Below are 19,426 nucleotides of genomic sequence, written 5' to 3'. Positions count from 1 at the left end.
TTGTTATGAGTTTAAGTACATTGTCACATGTATTGCTTTGGGCGTTTCTATTAGTCCAATTTGTGCTGCTTTTTACGTTTACAAGACTGCTTGTACAATTTCTTAACCGATTTAGAGCTGCAGGAGTAAAAGTGGAAGAGGAAGGGCTTTCTGTAAATACGAGTGCTCCGTTATTCCGAGGGAAAGATCAGCATGGAAATCTAGTAAAGCTTCATGATTATCTTGGCAAAGAGGTGCTGTTAGTATTCAGCAACGAATCTTGTTCAGTCTGTCAAAGTCTGCTTGAACAAGTGGCACCATTATCCGTCAAAACAATTGTGGTCAGTGGGGAGTTTTACTCTACTGCAGTAAAAGAAAAATACAGTCAATTCACCTTCCTTCATTCAGCTGACATTGTCGAAAACTATTATATTAAAAAGGTGCCTACAATGGTGCTGGTCGATGAGACAGGTGAAATTCGATTTATCGGCAACAATACACAAGTGAACGAAATGAAAAGCAAGCTGAATTCGCTGCACGCAGTTGCAGGCTGATAAATACGACAAGCCCCTCCATTCCGAGGGGCTTTCCTTTTACCCAAGATCATCCTTATAAACAATCCCATGCTCCAAATAAATCTTTAAAAGTGTCAGAGCCTCTCCCCAGCCGGCTGCACAATCAATGCAGGCGGCTAAATCTCTCTCTGAATTCGAATAGCCCGTTTCGGTAAGCATAACTCGAGTCCCTTCTTTATAGGATTCAAGCTGAATGCTTATAGTCGTCACACTTTCTCCAGGTGCCCACTGAAATACGAAGGATTTACCCGGAACAGCTTCAAGAATCATGCCTCCGTCTTCTATCGTTTTCTTTTCGCTGCCAAAGTTCGTCCAGCGCAGTCGAATTTCCCCGGTCCCATCGCCGTTCAATTCAACCGACGTGTCATCTGTAAACCAGGCGTTCCATCCTTCAGCTGTTGTGAGAGTGCGATAAACGAATTCTTTATCAGCTTTAATATATGTTTTCTGGTGAATGACAGGCATGTCACAGCCTCCTTTAATAATCATTACTTCGCTTTTAATTGAAACAAATCCTTGCTATATCATTGGATTTTGTTCCCAGTATTTGTTTGGATACTATAGAATAGAAATAGATATTCAAATGGAGGATTAGCAATGGCGGAATTAACATTCATAAAAGATTATCGCAACCAAAGTGAAATGCGCGAAAGCTTCATTCAGCTGGCTCAGCAAGTGTTCGGCATCGACTTTACAAGCTGGCATGAACATGGCTATTGGACGGAGAAATATATTCCATATTCTTATAGTGACGGAGAAAAAATAATCGCGAACGTATCTGTAAACCTCATCAACCTTGTTGTGCGTGGAAAAACCAAGCGCGCCATTCAAATCGGAACGGTGATGACGCATCCTGAATACCGCGGCCGAGGTCTTTCTAGAAAATTAATGGAGATTGTATTAAAGGATTTTGAGGGCGCTTACGATATTATGTATTTGTTCGCGAATAGGACGGTGCTGGACTTTTATCCAAAGTTTGGATTTCATGTTGTGGAAGAAACGCAGTATACAACGAAATATGCATCATCCAAACCTGGCAGAACAAGAAAATTAAGCCCAGAGGATGACCTTTCATTCATTTATGAGTTTGCCAAAAATAGAGTGCCTGTTTCCATGACGCTGGGCACTGTCAACACAGAGGAGCTGCTCATGTTCTATTGTCTGGCAGCATTTCCGGATGATATTTATTATCTTGAGGATGAGGAAGCGATTGTTATCTATCAAACGACACCAGAAAATGAAGTGCACATCTTTGAAATCGTCTCGCAAAAGAAAATGGATTTACATAGAATACTAGATGCCATTTGCACGAAGCAGACTCGCGATGTCATCTTTCATTTTACCGTCGATCAGCAGGAGGGGATGGAAAAGCAAAAATTCCATGGAAGTGAAGTAATGTTTGTCCGGATGGAAAACGAAATGGAGCTTCCTACTGAATTTAAGCATCCGATTACGTCTCAGGCATAAGGAGGACGATTGATGCTAGAATGGCTGGCTGCAAATATAAGCTTACCAACATTGCTGTGGCTGTTTCCGGTCACCTTCATGCTTCATGATTTTGAAGAAATTATTTTTGTAGAGTCATGGTTTAAGAGAAACTACAATAAAGTCGTCCATAAAGTACCCAAGCCCATGAGAACGACTTTTCAAGAGATGTCTCACATCACAGCGGCACGATTTTCTATACCTGTACTCATTCAGCTCGTATTCTATATCATCGCAACGTATCTTGCGGTTGAGAAGGAATTTTATTCGATGTTTGTTGGATTCAACCTGTTGCTGCTGCTTCACGTTTTTACACACTTAGGCCAGTCATTGCTGCTGAAGATTTACGCATTGGGGTCCGGTACCGCATTATTTATCACACTTCCATATTCGCTCTATTTGTTTTACCGGCTTCTTCATGAGAACGTAATCGGCTTTGGGGATTTAATCCTTTCCTTGCCATACGGGATCTTAACAGTTCTTATCGTCTACTTCGGTCATAAGCTGTCTCCTAAATTAATTAGCTAACAGGATGTCTTCTCCAGCAGAAGGCATCTTTTTTTGTCCTAAGCGTTCAAATTTTACAAAAATTACAATATGATTTTATAATTATTACAGAAATTGTAAGTTAAGGAGACTAACATGACAACAACCATAAAAAAAAGGTCTCTGCAGCTTGTTTTAACGACTCTTTGCTTGTTCTTAATCATTCCAATACCATTTTTATTCATTGATATGACCGATGTGCTTCCTGTACTGCGTTTAATTGACAAGGGTGAAGACGCTTCGGTTCTCGTGTGGGAGCTGTCTTTGGAATGGAAGCAATATAGTGAGGTTTTGACCAATATGGTGAAGTCTTTTGCTGACTTGCCGAACATGGAATATTACCAGAAGGACAAATTTTATCCGCTCTTTCCTGAGATCATTCGGCCATACATGTTATCGATGAAAATTTTCTTTATTGCACTGTTTGTCTCCGTGCTGCTTGCCGTGAGCATCGGTTTAACAGTGATGCTGCTGCCTCAGTCGCTTGGAAAAGTAATTAAAGGAGCGCTCATCTTTACAGAGTCTCTTCCCGACTTGTTTGTGATTGCACTGTTCCAGATAGCAGCGATCGCATTTTTTGAAAAAACAGGAATCCTATTGTTTCAAATCATACAAACCGCACAACAGCCAGCCGTGCTGCTTCCAGTGCTGTGTCTTTCCATTCTGCCATCCGTCTTTCTAGCACGGCTGCTCGTGCAGGCGATGGAAGAAGAATTGATTAAGCTTTATGTAGAAACAGCCATGGGAAAAGGATTAAGGTCAGCATACATCGTAATCGTCCATATTTTCAGAAACGCCATTTTCTCCACGACACATCACATCAAATCGCTGTTCTGGCTCATGCTCTCCAATCTGTTCATTATCGAGTATTTTTTAAACATTAATGGAATCCTCCGATACCTCGTCAAAACATACAGCCTGTTCGCACCGCAAGCAACTGTGGCAGGACTTATTATGATATTTGTGCCGTTCTTTGTATTGTTTGCGGTGTTGACCATTTTAGTGGAGCGAAAAAAGAAGAGAATGGAGCTGGTTGCATGATGAACCTAATTAAACAGCCCTTTTTTCTTATCGGAGTTTCCATACTAGCTCTTCTGTTTGCTGTAAGTGCAGTATATGTTGAATTAAAGCCGGATCCGCCAGAGATTGAGTTGGTTGTGTATAACAAGGAAGGCAAGCTGATGGGAAAAGCCCCGATGCCTCCATCCGAAAATCATTGGCTTGGCACGAACCAGCTTGGCGAGGATATGTTTTATAAAGTGATGATGGGCGCGAAGTATACGATCATGATTGCCCTTGGTTTAGCGATGTTGCGGATGGTGGTGTCATTTATCGGGTGTATTCTGCTCATGAACCTGCCTGGCAGGCTTCGTATGTTTTTAGTCGAGTGTGCGGAAACGTTTAAGTTCATTCCGGCTTCATTATTGGCGTATATTGTGCTTTCTCCTGTCATCATGATTTTCTTCTGGACGTATACAGACGCTGAATATTATGCATTGTCAATCGGAATCCTGACGATGATTGCGGTCCCAACGATTAGTGTTGCACTAATAGGAGAAGTAACCGAGATCAAGAAGATGGAGTTCTTTATTAGTGTCAAAATGATGGGCGGCAACAAGCTGCATGTGCTGCGGAAGCATATTATGCCATTCCTTATGCCGCGGATCCTGATCATGTTCGGACAGCAAATCGTATCATCGCTGCTTCTTCTCGCTCACATTGGCGTCCTTGGGCTGTTTATTGGCGGAGCGCGCTGGATCAAGATGGACGATTTAGGCAGGGTGAAGAAACCAATGCTGATGCGCAACGAATGGTCGGAGCTCGTCGCGTCTTCTGCCGATTATATTTGGTACGCCAAATGGGTGCTCCTTGCACCGCTCGGAGGGTTTGTTGTGGTGATATTTGCTGCCAATTTAATGGTGGAAGGGATGAAGAGGGGATTGCTGCTTGACCATAAAAAATTAAAAAGTAAGCCGATAAAAGAGATGAATAAAGGCAATGAAACAGTGGAAGAGAAGTTATTTCAGCTTAAAAAGGCAGAATGAGAAAATTTGTTAAAACCTTTTCCGTTCATCGCAGTCTAATACTTAGAAACGATGCAAAAGCATGAAGGAGGCATTACGTTGAGCGGAAGTGTGGAACTTTCCATAAAAGCCATTAATGGTGACGATGAGGCTTTTCTGGGTTTGATGCAGCTATACAAAATAGATCTATATAAGACTGCTCTTTCGTATTTACACAGTGAAACCGAAGCAATTGAGGCGCTGCAGGAAGTCACTTACCGCGCATACAAGAGCATCCGGTCACTAAAGGAGCCATCGTATGTGAAAACGTGGCTCATTCGAATAATGATTAACTATTGCAATGATGTACTGAAGAAGAAAAAGCGGCTTGTTTTTGATGATGGCTTGCTGGCAGCTCAAGGGGTTTCAGAAAACCATTCAGAAATGGAGCTGAAGGATGCGATGCTCGCGCTCGATGATCGTTCGCGAGAAATTCTGACGCTGAAATATTTTCACGATCTGAAAATAAAGGATATCGCCGACACGATGCAGTGCCCAGAAGGAACCATTAAAACATGGCTGAACAAAGCGCTGAAATCGCTGCGCGAAAAATTAGAAGAGAAGGGCGGGAGCTTGAATGTTTAAGAATCAAGAACTACAGTTGAACGATTATAAGAAAAGCTATGAAAACATTCCGGTCTCGCTCGACTCTCTCGATGCAGCGATCATGGCAGGTTTTCAAAAAGCTAAGAAAGAAGAACGTAAGAAAAAAAGAAGCTATAAGTGGGTGTACAGTTTTGTTGCAGCTGCAGTTATTTTGCTAGGCTTTTTTGCCACGATTCGTGTATCACCAGCATTTGCGAATGCTATAGCGAATCTACCAGGAATGGAAAAGATCGTTGAGATGGTTAAGTTCGATAAAGGAAAAATGAGCGCAGTAGAAAACGATTATTATCAGAAAATCGGCACATCTGCTGAAAAAAACGGCATGAGAGTAACGATTGATGGAGTTATAGCGGACGAAAGCGGAATGGTAGTGTTTTATACACTGACTCCAGAACAAAAGAAAGAGTACTTTGATATCCAAGCAGCCAAGATAATCAGCTTGGAAGGAAAGCATTTGGATCCAGGAACGACTGGATTCGGGAGCCCGAGTAATGAAGAAGGAATGGATCGTTACACAGGAGAGCTGGAGTTTTATTTTGAAAATAAAATACAAGGCAAGAAGTTTCAGCTGGATTTAAGCCTGGAGGGGGAAGAGTTCTCTATTCCGTTCACCCTTACGAAAGACATTAAGGTGTCCCAAAAATATACCATTAATAAGACGATTGAAATTGAAGGGCAGAAGCTCACTGTTGTTAGTGCAGAAGTCAGTCCTCTTCGTACCGGTGTACATGTCAAGATGGATCCGAATAATACAAAGCAGATTTTAGCACTAGAAGATTTGCGGATTGTAGACGAGAAAGGCGAGACGTGGGGTGGTATTAATGGAGGAGTAACAGGCAGCATAATCTCTGCGGATGAACAGATCATTTACCTGCAAAGCAATTACTTCCATAAGCCAGAAGAGCTGTATGTAGTAATCAATAAATTGCAGGCAGTTGAGAAAGAGGATATGACACTTGTGGTTGATACGGAAAAACTTCAGATTTTAAAACAGCCTCCGGGCAATGTTTTAAGCAGCTTGAAGATAGAAGATAATAATCTTGTTTTCACGATGAATGTTAAAAAGTTTCATGGGGATCCTTTCGGAGAAATAAAAGATGTTTACGGAAATGTGATTGAGACACATGGAGGGTTTTTCAGAACAAGTGATGAAGAAGGAATAAAGGAATTCGGGATTGAAATGCCTGATATGAAAACTGTGAAGGGTCCAATCACTATTGAGTTGAGCGCTTATCCTGCATGGATTAATGGAGAAGCTAAAGTGAGGATAAAATAATGAAAAACATTTATTTAGCTTTATTGCTGTTGATCATGAGTGCTGTAGGATGTTCTCAAAAAGAAGATAACGAGCTGAAGTGGCACAGCACGAAACAGGCTGCCATTAATGCAGGGTTAAAAGAAGATGATTTATCATCAGAAAGTATTCTGGATGAAGTCACGCAAGATGGAGAAACGTTTATCCTTTATTCAATGAAACTTGAAGAGCATAATATTGTGTTCATTGCTAACGTTGTTGAAAAAGACGGAAAGTATGCATGGTACCGGTCAGAGGCTGGAACGGGTGTAAACAACGTATCCCAAGTTGTGGGTGAAACGAGTACGTATTCAAAGAAAAAATATAAGGTGTATCTCGGTATTGCGGAAGAACTGAAAGGACCGATTACGTTAGACGGCGGTGGTTCTGTAATGCCGACCGTAAAGAAAGGAATCTATTATTATATTGAACCTATTACAAAGTAAACGGGTGGACAAAATGACATACAAAGATGGAACTGTCGTACTGCGTCCGATTCAAGAGGAAGATTTGCTGAGACTGTGGGAGCTAGCTTATAAAGAAGAAGCGCCAGAATGGAAAAAGTGGGATGCCCCGTACTTTGAGCATAAAGCTCTTTCTTTTCAGGAATATAAGGAAAAGCATCAGATTGTCGATCGCGATGATTATTGGGCCATTGAAGTGGATGGAACAGTTGTCGGCACGATTGGCTACTATTGGGAGCATCAGCCGTCCAACTGGCTCGAGATTGGCATCGTTATCTATGTTCCGGAATATTGGAGCGGGGGGTACGGTACCCGTGCGCTGAAAATGTGGATCGATCATTTGTTTCAAACATTGCCGCTCGTCCGAGTCGGGTTCACAACTTGGTCAGGCAACGAACGGATGATAAAAGCCGGAGAAAAGCTTGGCATGACGATGGAAGCCCGGCTAAGAAAATGCCGATTGTACAATGGAGTTTATTACGATTCTATTCGGATGGGTCTGTTGCGGGAAGAGTGGGAGGAGTGGCAAAAGGGCTGAATCATTCAGCCCTTTTTGCATATTATGTACAACACATTGTTGCTTTCTTCATATCACTTTTTTTAATGAGGACATTATTTTCTTTATCTATCTTGTAATCTAAGTTTGCATCATCCAAACGCTTAATTAAAGACTCCCTAAGTTCTCGATCATTCATATTTTCTCCCCAAATAATATAGCTCTCGTCTTTTGTTTGAGTAAAGGTGCAGCCAGATAAAGCAATTGTGCCAATTAAAAGAGCGAATATAAGTAAACGGCTAAATTTCATTCAGTACCTCTTTTCTACTACTATATTTGATAAGTAATACGGAAAACGGGTGGTGAAGTTCCAATATTTTCTATCATGCTGCTGATTTTAGTGGTAAAATCTATGTGAAAATATTCACATTAATAAGTGAGGGATATATATGAGTAATTGGCCAGCTATTGTAAGAAAGATGTTAGCGGCATTTTTTTCAACTAGTGCTATATCCGCCTATTTTTTTATTTGGGAGCTTGCAGACAAAAGCAGCGGTGGCTTTTTTGGTTTTTTTCTTATTGTGGCTTTCTATGCTGGAGTCGGAAACTATTTTTATGGAATACCAGTATCCTTTCTATCTGACTTTTTAACGAAAAAAGCTGGGGATTACCGGTTTGCAGCAGCAGGTTTTGTTCATATATTTCCCGCTTTATTAATTTTTGTATGGACTCGTGATCTTACTTTTTTTGCAGTTATTTGTGCGTTAGTGTTCTTCTTAGCAGATGAGTGGATGAAAAAGAAAAAAGACTCTATTACAAATCAAAAAAAGAAAATCGTTTTTATAAATGCAGCTGCCGTGATAGCTGTCTTTTCACTACTTCTATTTACCGCATGGAAGCTGAATGAACTGCAGGTGTTTGAAGAAAAGACCCACCAGTCTTATGTAATTCCTGCAGGCTATACAGGAAAAGTATATGCTGTCCACAATGTTAAGCGGGGGTCTGACCCCAAAACCGTTGACGGCTACAAGGTAGTGGAAATAAACGATCTGGGGTACGGTACCACAACTTACTCATTGCCAGCAGGAATTATAGAAGACAAATATTATTATGTAGACAATAAAGGAAACAAAACACGAATTGATGAGAAATGCATCAGCATAGGCGGCACTGAGGGTATTCAAGGCGAGGGCTATGATTACGAGAGCAGCGTCTTTTATGTTACGGATAAAAACTGCGGAGAAGACTTTCAGGTAAGTGGTACAGACTATTATTCTGAAGAGATATCTCTTGATGAAATACTGGAGAAAGAGGGATTGAAAACTAAAGATGGGGACCAGAAAAAGCAGCCGGACTAATAGAATCAGACCGGCTGCTTTTATTTTGTAACCGAAATGTTCAGATCTTGTTTAAGATACTCTTGATAAATGTGATGAAGCAAATCAGTTACTAAATGATCTGCACTCGAATGCTGCCGCCGGTCTGGAAGGTTCTTCGCTCCAAACACATACAGCAACGGATGCTGATGAAATTCTCCTAAGATGCCCACATTGACCAACGCATTCAGCATCCCGCCCGTCATATGATTCAATTGATGTTTAGGAATGTTTTCAGAATATCCTTGCTGTCGGACGAGACCGTTAATGATTGGAGCCCATATCATCGGGTTTATTTTATATTCTTGAAAAACGGTTTGCAGCAGGTGAAATACGTCCTGCAATTCACCACAGTTATGATTATCAAGCGGGTTATCGGTAATATGAATGCTCGTATAATAGCGTCTGATATGGTGATTGACCTTTTCCCAGCCTCCGCAAAACAAAGCTAATCTGTCAGCAACTTTATGATCATGACAGGCAATCATGACCTCAACGGCATCTTTAAGTGGCAGGGCAGAACGACCTTGGAAATGGGGATAAAGCTCCTTGCTGTCCTCATTAGCATCAAAAACGATATCCTCCACCATGTTGTCCCATTGAAATAAACCCTCTTCTACCCATTTCCCTATACAAAAACCAAGCGCCACTTTTGCAGCAGAAGCAAGAGGGACGGACAGACTGCTGTTCGCAGAAACAATGACCTGCTGATCTTTTGTTGAGAAGACAATCAGCCCGGCTGAACCTTTCAATTCTTCTAATCTAGTTATAATGTCCATTCTTCCCTCCGATATAAAAGCGATACGCCTTAACTATAATGTTGTCACCTGCTAGGAGATGACATCACCACAATGTTCCATTAAGTTTATAGTAAAGTATTTGGAAAAAATTATCATTAATAAAGATAATGTGTTGACGTAGAATGATCTCTAAATCTATAATACTTGGAATACATAAAATGGTAAAACAAGGAGATAGGCAGTTGGCGCAATTTACTAAAGTTGTTACACAAAAGGATGAACTCCGCGAGCTGATGGGCAAACCGTCACAGTTCGCCGTTAAAAAGGTAATCAGCAGCCTGGACGAGCATTGCCGAACGCTTATTTCGCTTTCGCCGTTTCTCGTGCTTTCCACATCAAACAGCGAGGGGCACTGCGACGCGTCGCCGAGGGGCGATCATCCTGGGTTTGTTCAAGTGCTGGACGACAAGACACTTCTCATTCCAGAAAGACCAGGCAACAAAAGGGTGGATTCACTAACAAATATTTTGTCCAATCCAAGGGCTGGTTTGCTGTTCCTTATTCCAGGTATGGGGGAGACACTTCGAATTAATGGAAAGGCGTGCATTGTAAGGGATGAGGAACTGCTGCAGCGTATGGCGGTAAAAGGGAAGCTGCCGCTTGCTGCTGTTGCTGTTGAGGTAGAAGAGATTTTTATTCATTGTGCAAAGTCAATCAAGCGATCGGGACTGTGGAGCGGAAATCTTGCTGATCCATTGCCATCTGCCGCTATGATGCTGACAGATCATATGAAAATTCCAGGTGTGACGGCAGAACAGACAGAGGCAAGGCTGCAGGATGGATACGCGAACAGATTATATTAGGGGGCAGAGAGATGAATCCAATTTTACTAGAGTTTCCTTCTGAATTTGAAACTGATAGATTGCTAGTCAGAATGCCGCACTTTGGAGACGGAAAGGCAGTCCATGAAGCGATCATGGCATCTCTCACTGAGCTTAAGCCGTGGCTGCCATTTGCGCATATTAATCAGAGCGCTGACGATGTGGAAGCCAACATCCGCGGAGCGCAATTGAAATTTTTAAAGCGCGAAGATCTAAGACTGCTTGTCTTTTTAAAAGAAACAGGAGAGTTTATTGGATCGACGGGTTTACACCGGATGGACTGGGACGTCAGGAAATTTGAAATTGGCTATTGGCAGGATACGCGCCACAGTGGAAAAGGCTATATGATTGAAGCGGTAAAAGGCATTGAGGAGTTCGCGGTCAATGAGCTTAAAGCTAGACGTCTGGAGATTCGCTGCGATACGCGCAACACTCGAAGCATGGCGATACCGCAGAGGCTTGGCTATACTCTTGAAGGCACTTTGCGCAGTGACTCTATCGACCTGATTACAGAAGAATTATGTGATACGCATATTTATGGGAAGGTATTTTAAAGGTTAGCAAAGAAGGTTAAGAAGCGGATTTCCTGTACTGGTATTGTAAGAATAAAGGCAGGTGAACAGGAATGGATTATGTGGCTTGCATTCAGCGGAGCATCGATTATATTGAAGAACATTTGGACAGAAGGATTACGTTAAATGAATTGGCTGAAATCGCGTGTTTTTCACCTTTTCATTTTCACCGTGTTTTCCATGTGATGGTAGGCGAGCCGGTCATGGATTATGTGAGGAAGCGAAGACTGTCGGCTGCAGCAGTACGCTTGTTGGCAACCGATGATAAAGTGATCGATATTGCGTTCGATGTCGGCTTTCATTACCATGAGTCTTTCAACCGAGCATTTAAAAAATGCTTCGGTGTTTCACCGAAACAGCTGCGCCAAAGAGGTTCTGTTCTTGGATCACTGCGTGAAAGAGCCTGCCTGAGCACCTACATTATGACAGGAGGAATCAGCGTGGAACCAAAATTTTTTACAAAGCCAGCATTTAGTATTATGGGCTATGAATTGAGAACATCTAACACAGACGGACAGAACAATCGGGATATACCGGCATTCTGGCAGGATTATATCGTAAACAGAAAGGGAGCTGCGATACCCAACCCAATTGACAGCAGCACGGAATTTGGAATGTGCGTTGACAATGATCCGGAAACGAGCGAGTTCACTTACCTTATCGGAATGGAAGTGGCAGAAGGAAGTACGGCTCCAGAGGGGATGACGTACAGAAGGTTTCCCGAAGCGGAGTATGCGGTGTTTACCACTCCAAAAGCTTCAGAGAGCGAATTTGTTCCTTCTATTCAAAATACATGGAACTACATTTTTACAAAGTGGTTTCAGAATTCAGGCTACGAGCATTCAGGATCAGTAGAATTTGAGCTTTATGATACAAGATGCCACGGCTCAGAGAACAAGCAAATCGACATTTATCTCCCTGTAAAGAAAACAGCTGTACCGAGTACGAAATAATTGATGAAGGTCTGGCCAGGTGCCGGGCCTTTGTCTGTTGTGGAGGTGGAGGATGTTTCTTTCAATTGATTATTTAGAAGTAGGAAATAAAAAACAAAGGGAAGTGTTTGATTTACTGAAACGGACAGGAATGATGAACCGTCTATCAAAATATACCCCTGTTTTGTGCGGAACGATTCCCATTGGTATTGATATTGAGGGCTCCGATTTGGATATCATCCTGTTTGTGGAGGAGTTGGACTTTTTTGAAGAGGAGGTAAAGCGGTTATTCGTTGATCGGGAGGGGTTCAGGATAAAACGGCTTAATGTGAGGAATGTGCGCGTAATAAAAGCTAATTTCTTTGCTGGAGGATATGAATTTGAGCTGTTCGGACAGCCGCGCCCTGTAACGGAGCAGTATGCGTATTTACATATGGTGATCGAACACGTGCTTATGAAGAGAATTCCCGGTTTAAAAGAAAATGTTATCAAGCTGAAAAAATCAGGAGTGAAGACAGAGCCTGCATTTTGCCAGCTGCTCGGAATTGAGGGAGACCCTTATGAACAGCTCATACTTTATGGAAAAAATAACGACATTATTTGACGGGAAATTATTTTACTATTGCTTAAGTTAGCTAGACTGCTATAAAAGTAAATAATGGTTTTTGTCGAATCGATAAAGAATAGGGGGGAACGAATGAAAAAGGCATGTTCTATATTTGCGGTAACTTTAGTTTTTCTTTTATGGGGATATCGTGATGCTTCAGCGACAAAGTGGGTTGAGCTGAATCCAAAAAAGGTGATAGAGAGAGCGGATGTAATTGTTGTCGGGACGTATGACATATCGGCCAATGCTGAGCACGATAGTGTTTATGCGGGTTATCCCTTCAAAACCTCGAAGGTTTATAAAGGTGAAGTAATGAACCCTATGGTTGTCGGAATAGATCAATATGATCTTGGAATTGTTGAAGAGTTTCAGGAAAACGGCGGCGAATACCTGCTTTTTTTAGAGGATGGAGAAGCGGACTTTCTTGTGCCGGTTGGCGGGCCAAACGGAATGATAGAACTTGAAAACGGAGAGGTTAGAGTAAGAGACGGAGTAGATTCAGAGCTATATAAGGAAGTGCTAAGCAAAAAAAGCGACAAGCCAGTTGATCTTGCTGATGAGGATAATGATACTGCTGGTGATGATGGCAGCGGACATTGGTGGCTGTATTTATCAGGGATTGCCGTTATAGGTGTACTTTTCTTCGGAAGGTTTAAAAAAGGATAGTTTTCATTGTGTTTTGGGATAAAAATACATATAATCAGAAAGCTGCTATAAAAGGATGGGGGTATTTCTGATGAATTTTCACATACGTGTCAGAGCTTGTGCGCTTATTATTAAGGAAAATGCGGTATTGCTAGTAGAGTTTGATTCTAAGAGAAATGGGCTGCATTACAACCTTCCAGCAGGCGGAGTAGAGCCGGGAGAGTCAGTCATTGAAGCGGTCCGGCGTGAAGCGATGGAAGAAGCAGGTGTCGACGTAGAGGTTGGAAAGCTGGCGTTTGTTTATGAAACAGCCCCGCATCTTGTAGCTGGCCGTAAAGCAGTTGCGGGTCACCACGGCATCAGTCTAATGTTTGAGTGTGCAATAAAAGAAGGATCTGAACCGCGAATGCCAGAGGTGCCGGATGAGGATCAGGTTGGAGTAAGGTGGGTTCACTTGGACGAGCTGGATAATATCGTGCTGTACCCAAACATTAAAGATCACATCAAAGCTTATGCCGAGGGCAAAAGCGGAAGCATGGAGCTGCTTCAGGAGCAGCATCTCACGGAGCAATAATTTGGGGGTACGGTACCGCAAATGGACATTTGAAGCAAAAAATCCATTTAAGAAGGACGGTACACATCTTAAAAAGAAAAATAAGGAAATAAATTCTATAATTGAATATAATTAACTTAGCGATTGCACTTATTATTAAAAATAGAAATGGCTAAGGAGGATTTACATATGCAAAAGTACAGAAGAAGAAACACGCAGGCATTTACCGTATTGGCGTATTTCACTTTTTTCGCAGGAGTCTTTTTGTTCTGTATCGGGCTATATAACGCAGACAGCCTGCAGCTGAACGAAAAAGGCTACTATATTGCAGTCATGATACTTGTAGCGGTTGGAGCGATCCTCACTCAGAAGGTGACACGCGATAATGCGGAAGATAACGAGATTATTGCTGAGCAAGAGAGAAGAATGAATAAAGCGGAATAGCGTATAAAGGAGGGCTTACATGCCTTCCTTTTTCTATGTTTATAGAGGGGCTATTATGAGATTACGGGATTAAATGACAAGCTTATGCTATGGTTTAATCAATGAACTAGTAAATTGATCTGAGATTAAAAGAGGTGTACATGATGAAACTGGACCATACAGGTATTGCCGTAAGACGTATAGATGAAGCAATTGAATTTTACACAAATGTACTTGGCGGCAAGCTGACTGAGCGATATACGAGTGAGAAGCCAGGAGTCGAGACGCATATCGCGGTGATACAGCTTGAAAATCAAGTGATTGAACTGCTGGAGCCAACGAGCAAAACGTCTCCGGTCGAGCGCTTCATCCGTCAAAAGGGAAAAGGCGTGCATCACCTTGCGTATCGGGTGGACGATCTGCATGTGGCGATCGAGGAGTTTGAAGCGCGCGGACTGACTTTCCTAAAAGACACGTACAGAATTAATCCGTACGGCAGAAGGCTGATTTATATTAACCCCGTGCATACGCAGGGCACGATTATCGAGCTTTGCGATTATATAACACCAGAATAAAAACCCGGCTATAAGCCAGGCTTCATATTATTTAGTACCACTCAAAGTGACTCTTGCACAGCTTTCAAGCCAATCTCTAAACAGTGTTTGCACGATGCGGCGTTTTTCAACCGTCATTAAATGTCCAGCCTCATTAAGGACGGCGAGTGTGCTGTTCGGGAATTTCTCAGCTAAAGGATAATAATCTTTGTAACCCGTAATAGCGTCCTGCTTGCCTGCAATGATCAAGGCTTGCTGGCTATATGTTTCAGCACTGAGCGGATCTTCAGGCAGGAAATAGCCGTTTTCTCTCCAGTTTGATAAGAGGAAGGTGCGGTCGGCTAGCATCCTGCCCGGCTGCAATTCATCAATAAACGCTACAAGGTTGTTATAGTTTTGATACACAAGAAGAGTCTCGAATGCCTGTCTTATTTCCTGATCAACAGCACGTAAAGCAGCTTCATCTCTTTCGCGGACAACCTTCTCAGGCAGTGTGCGTTCTTTTTTATGGAGTGCAGAAGCGAGCAGGCAAATTCCTCTTACACGGTGAGCAAGCTCGTTAAAAATTCCTTGCGCGATATATCCTCCATACGAGTGTCCGACTAAAGAGAATTGCCCATCAGGAATTGCCGTTTCTACAAATTCCCGCAGCAGCCTGACCATATCCTCCGTTGACCGAACGTCCGAACACACGCTGCGTCCGTGCGCTGGAATGTCCACATAAATCCGCTGAACATCCTCGCTCGGCTCGAAAATTGGCTCAATCCAAGCTCTCATGGACCGGTGATCCGTGCCCATGGAATGAAGGATAATTAAAGGGTGGCCATGACCCTCCATTTCGTAATAAAGCGTATCGTTTCCAATTGAAAACTCCATTTCGTTCTCTCCTTACAGCAGTTTCAACACCTTTTCAATATCCTCCCGCTCAACAGCGTATGTTCCATCAAGCCTGAAATACAGACTGCGCAAAAAATGCTTCGTATTAATTTTTAGTGTGTAGTTTTGATTGTAGTCTTCTGTTTTCTTATAGTCGCTCCAGCTTTCAAGCCATGTTAGAAGCTCTTCGCGTGTATGAAGGCCGCGTTTCATTACAGCGCATACAGCTGTCACCATACGCTCGTCCTCTTCTGTATCAAACACCTTTCGCGGTTCCATCAGCTTCAGCTGGGCGATATGCAGAATGTCAGTCAAGTCTGCTTTTGTTGTCGCATGATTAATAGCCAGCTCATCCAAGCAGTCCGCCATATGTGCCACTGAATGTGCCCACCCTTTTTCGTCTACATATCCCCGTATATCGTTTTCGCCCCGCGCATAGCTTAGAACTTTCTCTTTTACGTTATGAAACACAGTTTCTGATAAGAAGGGATGTTCATTATGTATGCTCACTGCTAACGCGGTAATCAAAACAGAAAATGTACGTGTGAAAACGGAATCCATACCCTCCTCACCTAATCCATTAAAAAGATGCGATTCATCAACGCTTAAGAGCAAGAGTTGTTCTAATTGATTCTCTGTAAACATTTTGCCGCGTATCATTTTAAACATCGTAGAATAAATGAGTTTATCGCGTAATACAGGATCCGTGTCGCCGATGTGGTTCATCATTTCCAGCGCCAGCTGAAAAGCTTCGTCCTGTTCTATATTTTTAACATCTAAATTCTCTAATTTTTCCTTTAGCAAAACAGTATTTAGTACCGTCATATTAATCACCTCAATCCTTTTATTCCATAAAAAGGGAAGGATTCCTTTATTCAAGAGATGACATAGAGTGTTTAAATCTTTACAATAAATAATAAGAATATTCAGTCTGTTTAAAGGGGGGCTAGTATGGTCTGGACTGAGACGCTGGAACGGTTTCCGTATCCGTTTAAAGAGGACGTTTACCGGTACTCAAATAATTCGGTGCCTATGGAGAATCCAATAAGTGTGGAGATGAATTCGAGATATGTGGAAGAGATAAAGCTGAAACGGCAGCTGCTGTCTGATCATCCTGAGCGCTGTTTTCAGTCGCTGCCTCATTCAATAAAAGCGCAATGGGAAGCTGCGGCTCTTGTGATGGAGCAGCTTGCGGGAGCGTATCCTGAAACCTTTTCATTGAAGAAAAATGGAAGGGAGTGGACGTTTCAAAACAAGACATTGAATGAAATGCAGTCATTTACATACGGCGATACAGCCAGCCTGGACCACGAGCCTCTTGATTTCGTCGGACGTCATGTTCAGGAGGACCTCATCCTTATGATGCAGCGGGACGGCGACCTGTATTTGGACGCGGGACAGCTCTGTTTCCCGGCCAACTGGTCGCTCGCGTTTAACCTCGGCATGAAGTTCCGTCAGATCCATCACCCGATTCCAGGGTTTAAAGAGGAAGGGCTCGACAGCCGTATTTTAAAATTTCTGCTCCGGCTCGAGTCGGGAGTGCCGTGGGAGCGTAAGAACTGGTCGCTTATGGCGGGAGACCGGCTTGATACCTCCCTTGAAACGTTTGATGAATGGGGGAAGCTTAGGAAAACGGTGACGAGAGATAATGCAGGGGAGTTTGTCCATCTTCGGATCGAGGTGCAGAAGCTATTCCGTCTGCCGCAGACACACAGCATCCTTTTTACAATACACACTTACGTAATCTCATTGGAAAGGTTCTGTGAAAACCCTGAATGGAAGCGCCAGTTTTATGAAATCTTGAAAGAGCTTCCTCCGCATATTACAGATTACAAAGGGATCGGCCGTTATAAGGGAGCAGTGCTCGCCTATCTGGAGGAGCAGCTGTGAAGAAGGTGCGAAAGTATATTATCATCGCTGATGAAAAAGGACTGGAGCTGCTGCGGCCGTTGTTTCGGCACAGCATGACGGTTGAGATGCTGAGCTTTAACGAAGAGCTGGCAGATCAGCTGGCGCGCCAGAAAATCGGGACGTACTTATACGCGGCACTGCCGTGGCAGCAGCTTGCTCAGGTAAGGAAATGGGCGGAGGATGCCGGATTTTCTGATGAGGAAGCGGAATATATGGGATACGGCGAGAAGGAGCAGCATGTCTATTGCTGCCGCTGTCATGCAGTCGGTAAAGATACAGTGAAGTGCGGTGAATGCGGGCTGTTGCTCGAGCTTTCTGATCATTACTCTTCATTGCACGATGCATACTTGGCTTATCCTGTTTTGTAAAAGGGGAGAAGATAGAATGAAGATTGGACTGGTCAGGCATTTTGAGGTGGAGCGGGGCTATCCAAACAAGCTGCTCACATCTGACGAACTGCTGAAATGGGTAGGCGAATATGATGCGTCGGCTGTGATTGAAAATGACGTACACATGAGGGGTATTGATTGGAAACGATGCTTTGCAAGCGATTTGACTCGTGCGGAATACACAGCGCGCAAGGTGTTCGGAGATAATGTCGTTCTATTGGAGGAGTTAAGGGAGATAAGGCTGTCGCCGCTGTTCCGTGCAAAAATGAAGCTGCCGCTGTTCGTTCATCTATTGTTCATCCGGCTTGCATGGTACTTCAACCATCCCTCACAGCCTGAGAGCAGAACAGCTGTTGTAGAGCGGATCCGTCGTTCATTGGAAAACATTCTCGACAGCGAGGAGGATGTGCTCATTGTCTCGCACGGCGGCATCATGATGTTTATGAGAAAAGAACTGATGAAGCTTGGGTTTACAGGACCGAAATTCGGTAAACCGAAGAATGGTGAAGTGTATGTCTTTGAACGGTAAAATTCAAGTCCAAGTCACGGCGGTTATTCAGGAAACACCAGCTGTTAAGCGGTTTAGACTGGCTTCGTGCAGCGGGCTTGCATTGCCGGAATTTAGCGGCGGTTCACACATCATAACGTACTTAGGGAAAGGGTTGGAGCGCCATTATTCGCTGACTCGTTATGAAAAGGGACAATATGAGATCGCCGTCCGGCTGAGTGAGGAGTCAAGAGGCGGATCCCGGTTTTGGCATAACGATATGAAGATCGGAGACATTCTGCACATCAGCTTTCCGAAAAATTATTTTCAGCTGAGTTTCAGTGCGAAGCGGCATATCTTTTATGCGGCTGGAATCGGGATTACACCTTTTCTTTCCATGATGAGAGAGCTGAAGGAAAGCGGCAGACCGTTTGAGCTTCATTATGCGGCGAAATCGCGTGAGCAGTGTGCGTTTTATGATTATCTGGTTAAAAACTATCCTATAGAATCCAAATTTTATTTCTCAAATGAAGGAAGACGCATCGATCCTGCCGTTTTGTCGGAGCATCGAATAGGAACTCATGTGTATTTCTGCGGACCAGATTCGTTTATCACGGAGTTTACTGAAGCAGCTTTGTCTGCTGGATTTCCTATGAAAAGTGTTCATAGCGAGCGTTTTGCACCACAGCAGCGTGCGGACGCCGTACCTTTTGCAGTGGAGTTAAGTGATGGAAGGCAGCTGGCTGTGCCCGAAAATAAAACCTTGCTTGATGCACTGCTTGCCGCTGGTGTTCGAGCGCCGCACTCATGCCGAGTCGGCCGGTGCGGGACGTGTGAGCTGCGTGTAGCATCAGGGGATGTTGACCACCGCGATTCTTTCCTCACAGAAGAAGAACGATTGGCTGGGAATGTTATGCTAGCATGCGTATCGCGGGCAAAATCGGGTAAGCTTGCCATTGAGATATGACCCGA

27 protein-coding genes are annotated in these 19,426 nt (G+C 43.2%); 22 read left to right on the top strand and 5 right to left on the bottom strand.

Annotated elements, in window-relative coordinates; translation table 11 throughout:
* The first annotated feature begins 5 nt into the window (after positions 1 to 5).
* Complete coding sequence (locus tag CGZ90_RS16455) at positions 6 to 533, top strand: peroxiredoxin family protein (RefSeq protein ID WP_094253616.1); 528 nt, start codon at positions 6 to 8, stop codon at positions 531 to 533.
* Positions 534 to 572: 39 nt separating this feature from the next.
* On the opposite strand, the gene CGZ90_RS16450 is transcribed toward CGZ90_RS16455, so the two are convergent.
* Entirely contained in the window at positions 573 to 1,019 is a 447-nt protein-coding gene (locus tag CGZ90_RS16450; protein WP_165766892.1) for an SRPBCC family protein, read from the bottom strand.
* A 132-nt stretch (positions 1,020 to 1,151) separates the two neighbouring features.
* Between CGZ90_RS16450 and CGZ90_RS16445 the strand changes: the two genes are divergently transcribed.
* The 8 genes from CGZ90_RS16445 (at position 1,152) to CGZ90_RS16410 (ending at position 7,550) form a co-directional block, all read left to right on the top strand.
* Positions 1,152 to 2,021 (top strand): GNAT family N-acetyltransferase, encoded by an 870-nt coding sequence (locus CGZ90_RS16445; RefSeq protein WP_094253614.1) that lies wholly within the window; start codon positions 1,152 to 1,154, stop codon positions 2,019 to 2,021.
* Between the two features lie 12 nt (positions 2,022 to 2,033).
* Positions 2,034 to 2,567, top strand: a complete 534-nt coding sequence (locus CGZ90_RS16440) for an HXXEE domain-containing protein (protein ID WP_094253613.1) — start codon at positions 2,034 to 2,036, stop codon at positions 2,565 to 2,567.
* Positions 2,568 to 2,681: 114 nt separating this feature from the next.
* A complete protein-coding gene (locus CGZ90_RS16435) occupies positions 2,682 to 3,626 on the top strand; it encodes an ABC transporter permease subunit (RefSeq protein WP_094253612.1) in 945 nt (314 codons plus the stop codon).
* A complete protein-coding gene (locus CGZ90_RS16430) occupies positions 3,623 to 4,630 on the top strand; it encodes an ABC transporter permease (protein ID WP_094253611.1) in 1,008 nt (335 codons plus the stop codon). The genes CGZ90_RS16435 and CGZ90_RS16430 overlap by 4 nt, the downstream gene beginning before the upstream one ends.
* A 78-nt stretch (positions 4,631 to 4,708) precedes the next feature.
* Positions 4,709 to 5,233 carry a sigma-70 family RNA polymerase sigma factor gene (locus CGZ90_RS16425; protein WP_240515460.1) on the top strand — a complete coding sequence of 175 codons (525 nt, stop codon included), beginning with the start codon at positions 4,709 to 4,711 and terminating at the stop codon, positions 5,231 to 5,233.
* Entirely contained in the window at positions 5,226 to 6,530 is a 1,305-nt protein-coding gene (locus CGZ90_RS16420) for a DUF4179 domain-containing protein (protein WP_094253609.1), read from the top strand. Before CGZ90_RS16425 ends, CGZ90_RS16420 begins: the two co-directional genes overlap by 8 nt.
* The gene (locus CGZ90_RS16415; protein ID WP_094253608.1) at positions 6,530 to 6,994 is read left to right on the top strand and encodes a hypothetical protein; all 465 of its coding nucleotides are present in this window, start codon (positions 6,530 to 6,532) and stop codon (positions 6,992 to 6,994) included. The genes CGZ90_RS16420 and CGZ90_RS16415 overlap by 1 nt, the downstream gene beginning before the upstream one ends.
* Before the next feature lie 13 nt (positions 6,995 to 7,007).
* Complete coding sequence (locus CGZ90_RS16410) at positions 7,008 to 7,550, top strand: GNAT family N-acetyltransferase (RefSeq protein WP_094253607.1); 543 nt, start codon at positions 7,008 to 7,010, stop codon at positions 7,548 to 7,550.
* A gap of 22 nt (positions 7,551 to 7,572) precedes the next feature.
* Here the strand turns inward: CGZ90_RS16410 and CGZ90_RS16405 are convergent, their stop codons facing one another.
* The gene (locus CGZ90_RS16405) at positions 7,573 to 7,818 is read right to left on the bottom strand and encodes a hypothetical protein (RefSeq protein ID WP_094253606.1); all 246 of its coding nucleotides are present in this window, start codon (positions 7,816 to 7,818) and stop codon (positions 7,573 to 7,575) included.
* A 139-nt stretch (positions 7,819 to 7,957) separates the two neighbouring features.
* Here CGZ90_RS16405 and CGZ90_RS16400 point away from each other — a divergent pair, with 139 nt between their 5' ends.
* Positions 7,958 to 8,866 (top strand): DUF6843 domain-containing protein, encoded by a 909-nt coding sequence (locus CGZ90_RS16400; RefSeq protein ID WP_094253605.1) that lies wholly within the window; start codon positions 7,958 to 7,960, stop codon positions 8,864 to 8,866.
* Positions 8,867 to 8,886: 20 nt separating this feature from the next.
* On the opposite strand, the gene CGZ90_RS16395 is transcribed toward CGZ90_RS16400, so the two are convergent.
* The gene (locus CGZ90_RS16395) at positions 8,887 to 9,663 is read right to left on the bottom strand and encodes a serine hydrolase (protein ID WP_094253604.1); all 777 of its coding nucleotides are present in this window, start codon (positions 9,661 to 9,663) and stop codon (positions 8,887 to 8,889) included.
* A 179-nt stretch (positions 9,664 to 9,842) separates the two neighbouring features.
* Between CGZ90_RS16395 and CGZ90_RS16390 the strand changes: the two genes are divergently transcribed.
* The 8 genes from CGZ90_RS16390 (at position 9,843) to CGZ90_RS16355 (ending at position 14,812) form a co-directional block, all read left to right on the top strand.
* On the top strand, positions 9,843 to 10,487 hold the full coding sequence (locus tag CGZ90_RS16390) for a pyridoxamine 5'-phosphate oxidase family protein (protein ID WP_094253603.1): 645 nt from the start codon (positions 9,843 to 9,845) through the stop codon (positions 10,485 to 10,487).
* 11 nt (positions 10,488 to 10,498) lie between these two features.
* Complete coding sequence (locus CGZ90_RS16385; protein ID WP_094253602.1) at positions 10,499 to 11,059, top strand: GNAT family N-acetyltransferase; 561 nt, start codon at positions 10,499 to 10,501, stop codon at positions 11,057 to 11,059.
* A 71-nt stretch (positions 11,060 to 11,130) separates the two neighbouring features.
* A complete protein-coding gene (locus CGZ90_RS16380) occupies positions 11,131 to 12,030 on the top strand; it encodes an AraC family transcriptional regulator (protein ID WP_094253601.1) in 900 nt (299 codons plus the stop codon).
* A gap of 52 nt (positions 12,031 to 12,082) precedes the next feature.
* A complete protein-coding gene (locus CGZ90_RS16375) occupies positions 12,083 to 12,613 on the top strand; it encodes a DUF4269 domain-containing protein (protein WP_094253600.1) in 531 nt (176 codons plus the stop codon).
* Between the two features lie 93 nt (positions 12,614 to 12,706).
* The gene (locus tag CGZ90_RS16370; RefSeq protein ID WP_094253599.1) at positions 12,707 to 13,282 is read left to right on the top strand and encodes a hypothetical protein; all 576 of its coding nucleotides are present in this window, start codon (positions 12,707 to 12,709) and stop codon (positions 13,280 to 13,282) included.
* A gap of 70 nt (positions 13,283 to 13,352) precedes the next feature.
* Positions 13,353 to 13,835, top strand: coding sequence for an NUDIX domain-containing protein (locus CGZ90_RS16365; RefSeq protein WP_094253598.1), 483 nt, complete (start codon positions 13,353 to 13,355; stop codon positions 13,833 to 13,835).
* Positions 13,836 to 14,003: 168 nt separating this feature from the next.
* The gene (locus CGZ90_RS16360) at positions 14,004 to 14,258 is read left to right on the top strand and encodes a YiaA/YiaB family inner membrane protein (RefSeq protein ID WP_094253597.1); all 255 of its coding nucleotides are present in this window, start codon (positions 14,004 to 14,006) and stop codon (positions 14,256 to 14,258) included.
* Positions 14,259 to 14,401: 143 nt separating this feature from the next.
* On the top strand, positions 14,402 to 14,812 hold the full coding sequence (locus CGZ90_RS16355; RefSeq protein ID WP_379675198.1) for a VOC family protein: 411 nt from the start codon (positions 14,402 to 14,404) through the stop codon (positions 14,810 to 14,812).
* A 27-nt stretch (positions 14,813 to 14,839) separates the two neighbouring features.
* On the opposite strand, the gene CGZ90_RS16350 is transcribed toward CGZ90_RS16355, so the two are convergent.
* Together CGZ90_RS16350 and CGZ90_RS16345 are read right to left on the bottom strand one after the other, a co-directional pair.
* Positions 14,840 to 15,667, bottom strand: coding sequence for an alpha/beta fold hydrolase (locus tag CGZ90_RS16350; protein ID WP_094253595.1), 828 nt, complete (start codon positions 15,665 to 15,667; stop codon positions 14,840 to 14,842).
* Between the two features lie 12 nt (positions 15,668 to 15,679).
* Positions 15,680 to 16,492, bottom strand: a complete 813-nt coding sequence (locus tag CGZ90_RS16345) for a DUF2785 domain-containing protein (RefSeq protein ID WP_094253594.1) — start codon at positions 16,490 to 16,492, stop codon at positions 15,680 to 15,682.
* Between the two features lie 126 nt (positions 16,493 to 16,618).
* On the opposite strand from CGZ90_RS16345, the gene CGZ90_RS16340 reads away from it, so the two are divergent.
* The 4 genes from CGZ90_RS16340 to CGZ90_RS16325 are packed head-to-tail and all read left to right on the top strand — an operon-like array spanning position 16,619 to position 19,421.
* On the top strand, positions 16,619 to 17,557 hold the full coding sequence (locus CGZ90_RS16340) for a heme-dependent oxidative N-demethylase family protein (protein ID WP_094253593.1): 939 nt from the start codon (positions 16,619 to 16,621) through the stop codon (positions 17,555 to 17,557).
* On the top strand, positions 17,554 to 17,946 hold the full coding sequence (locus CGZ90_RS16335) for a hypothetical protein (protein ID WP_094253592.1): 393 nt from the start codon (positions 17,554 to 17,556) through the stop codon (positions 17,944 to 17,946). The genes CGZ90_RS16340 and CGZ90_RS16335 overlap by 4 nt, the downstream gene beginning before the upstream one ends.
* A gap of 16 nt (positions 17,947 to 17,962) precedes the next feature.
* Entirely contained in the window at positions 17,963 to 18,496 is a 534-nt protein-coding gene (locus tag CGZ90_RS16330) for a histidine phosphatase family protein (RefSeq protein WP_094253591.1), read from the top strand.
* Positions 18,486 to 19,421: a PDR/VanB family oxidoreductase gene (locus CGZ90_RS16325; RefSeq protein WP_240515459.1), complete on the top strand. Its 936-nt coding sequence runs from the start codon at positions 18,486 to 18,488 to the stop codon at positions 19,419 to 19,421. Before CGZ90_RS16330 ends, CGZ90_RS16325 begins: the two co-directional genes overlap by 11 nt.
* Positions 19,422 to 19,426: the final 5 nt, after the last annotated feature.

Origin of the sequence: Fictibacillus aquaticus (genome assembly GCF_002245695.1) — a bacterium.
Classification (GTDB): Bacteria; Bacillota; Bacilli; order Bacillales; family Fictibacillaceae; genus Fictibacillus; species Fictibacillus aquaticus.
This window is presented reverse-complemented; position numbering and strand designations above follow the sequence as displayed.

Excerpts from the sequence above, each read along its gene's own strand:
- CGZ90_RS16405 (WP_094253606.1), bottom strand. The coding sequence starts at position 7,818 with ATGAAATTTAGCCGTTTACTTATATTCGCTCTTTTAATTGGCACAATT.
- CGZ90_RS16440 (WP_094253613.1), top strand. The coding sequence starts at position 2,034 with ATGCTAGAATGGCTGGCTGCAAATATAAGCTTACCAACATTGCTGTGG.
- CGZ90_RS16330 (WP_094253591.1), top strand. The coding sequence starts at position 17,963 with ATGAAGATTGGACTGGTCAGGCATTTTGAGGTGGAGCGGGGCTATCCA.
- CGZ90_RS16370 (WP_094253599.1), top strand. The coding sequence starts at position 12,707 with ATGAAAAAGGCATGTTCTATATTTGCGGTAACTTTAGTTTTTCTTTTA.
- CGZ90_RS16445 (WP_094253614.1), top strand. The coding sequence starts at position 1,152 with ATGGCGGAATTAACATTCATAAAAGATTATCGCAACCAAAGTGAAATG.
- CGZ90_RS16410 (WP_094253607.1), top strand. The coding sequence starts at position 7,008 with ATGACATACAAAGATGGAACTGTCGTACTGCGTCCGATTCAAGAGGAA.
- CGZ90_RS16450 (WP_165766892.1), bottom strand. The coding sequence starts at position 1,019 with ATGCCTGTCATTCACCAGAAAACATATATTAAAGCTGATAAAGAATTC.
- CGZ90_RS16340 (WP_094253593.1), top strand. The coding sequence starts at position 16,619 with ATGGTCTGGACTGAGACGCTGGAACGGTTTCCGTATCCGTTTAAAGAG.
- CGZ90_RS16420 (WP_094253609.1), top strand. The coding sequence starts at position 5,226 with ATGTTTAAGAATCAAGAACTACAGTTGAACGATTATAAGAAAAGCTAT.
- CGZ90_RS16365 (WP_094253598.1), top strand. The coding sequence starts at position 13,353 with ATGAATTTTCACATACGTGTCAGAGCTTGTGCGCTTATTATTAAGGAA.
- CGZ90_RS16375 (WP_094253600.1), top strand. The coding sequence starts at position 12,083 with ATGTTTCTTTCAATTGATTATTTAGAAGTAGGAAATAAAAAACAAAGG.
- CGZ90_RS16360 (WP_094253597.1), top strand. The coding sequence starts at position 14,004 with ATGCAAAAGTACAGAAGAAGAAACACGCAGGCATTTACCGTATTGGCG.
- CGZ90_RS16430 (WP_094253611.1), top strand. The coding sequence starts at position 3,623 with ATGATGAACCTAATTAAACAGCCCTTTTTTCTTATCGGAGTTTCCATA.
- CGZ90_RS16395 (WP_094253604.1), bottom strand. The coding sequence starts at position 9,663 with ATGGACATTATAACTAGATTAGAAGAATTGAAAGGTTCAGCCGGGCTG.
- CGZ90_RS16345 (WP_094253594.1), bottom strand. The coding sequence starts at position 16,492 with ATGACGGTACTAAATACTGTTTTGCTAAAGGAAAAATTAGAGAATTTA.
- CGZ90_RS16380 (WP_094253601.1), top strand. The coding sequence starts at position 11,131 with ATGGATTATGTGGCTTGCATTCAGCGGAGCATCGATTATATTGAAGAA.
- CGZ90_RS16435 (WP_094253612.1), top strand. The coding sequence starts at position 2,682 with ATGACAACAACCATAAAAAAAAGGTCTCTGCAGCTTGTTTTAACGACT.
- CGZ90_RS16415 (WP_094253608.1), top strand. The coding sequence starts at position 6,530 with ATGAAAAACATTTATTTAGCTTTATTGCTGTTGATCATGAGTGCTGTA.
- CGZ90_RS16455 (WP_094253616.1), top strand. The coding sequence starts at position 6 with ATGAGTTTAAGTACATTGTCACATGTATTGCTTTGGGCGTTTCTATTA.
- CGZ90_RS16355 (WP_379675198.1), top strand. The coding sequence starts at position 14,402 with ATGAAACTGGACCATACAGGTATTGCCGTAAGACGTATAGATGAAGCA.
- CGZ90_RS16350 (WP_094253595.1), bottom strand. The coding sequence starts at position 15,667 with ATGGAGTTTTCAATTGGAAACGATACGCTTTATTACGAAATGGAGGGT.
- CGZ90_RS16400 (WP_094253605.1), top strand. The coding sequence starts at position 7,958 with ATGAGTAATTGGCCAGCTATTGTAAGAAAGATGTTAGCGGCATTTTTT.
- CGZ90_RS16385 (WP_094253602.1), top strand. The coding sequence starts at position 10,499 with ATGAATCCAATTTTACTAGAGTTTCCTTCTGAATTTGAAACTGATAGA.
- CGZ90_RS16390 (WP_094253603.1), top strand. The coding sequence starts at position 9,843 with ATGGTAAAACAAGGAGATAGGCAGTTGGCGCAATTTACTAAAGTTGTT.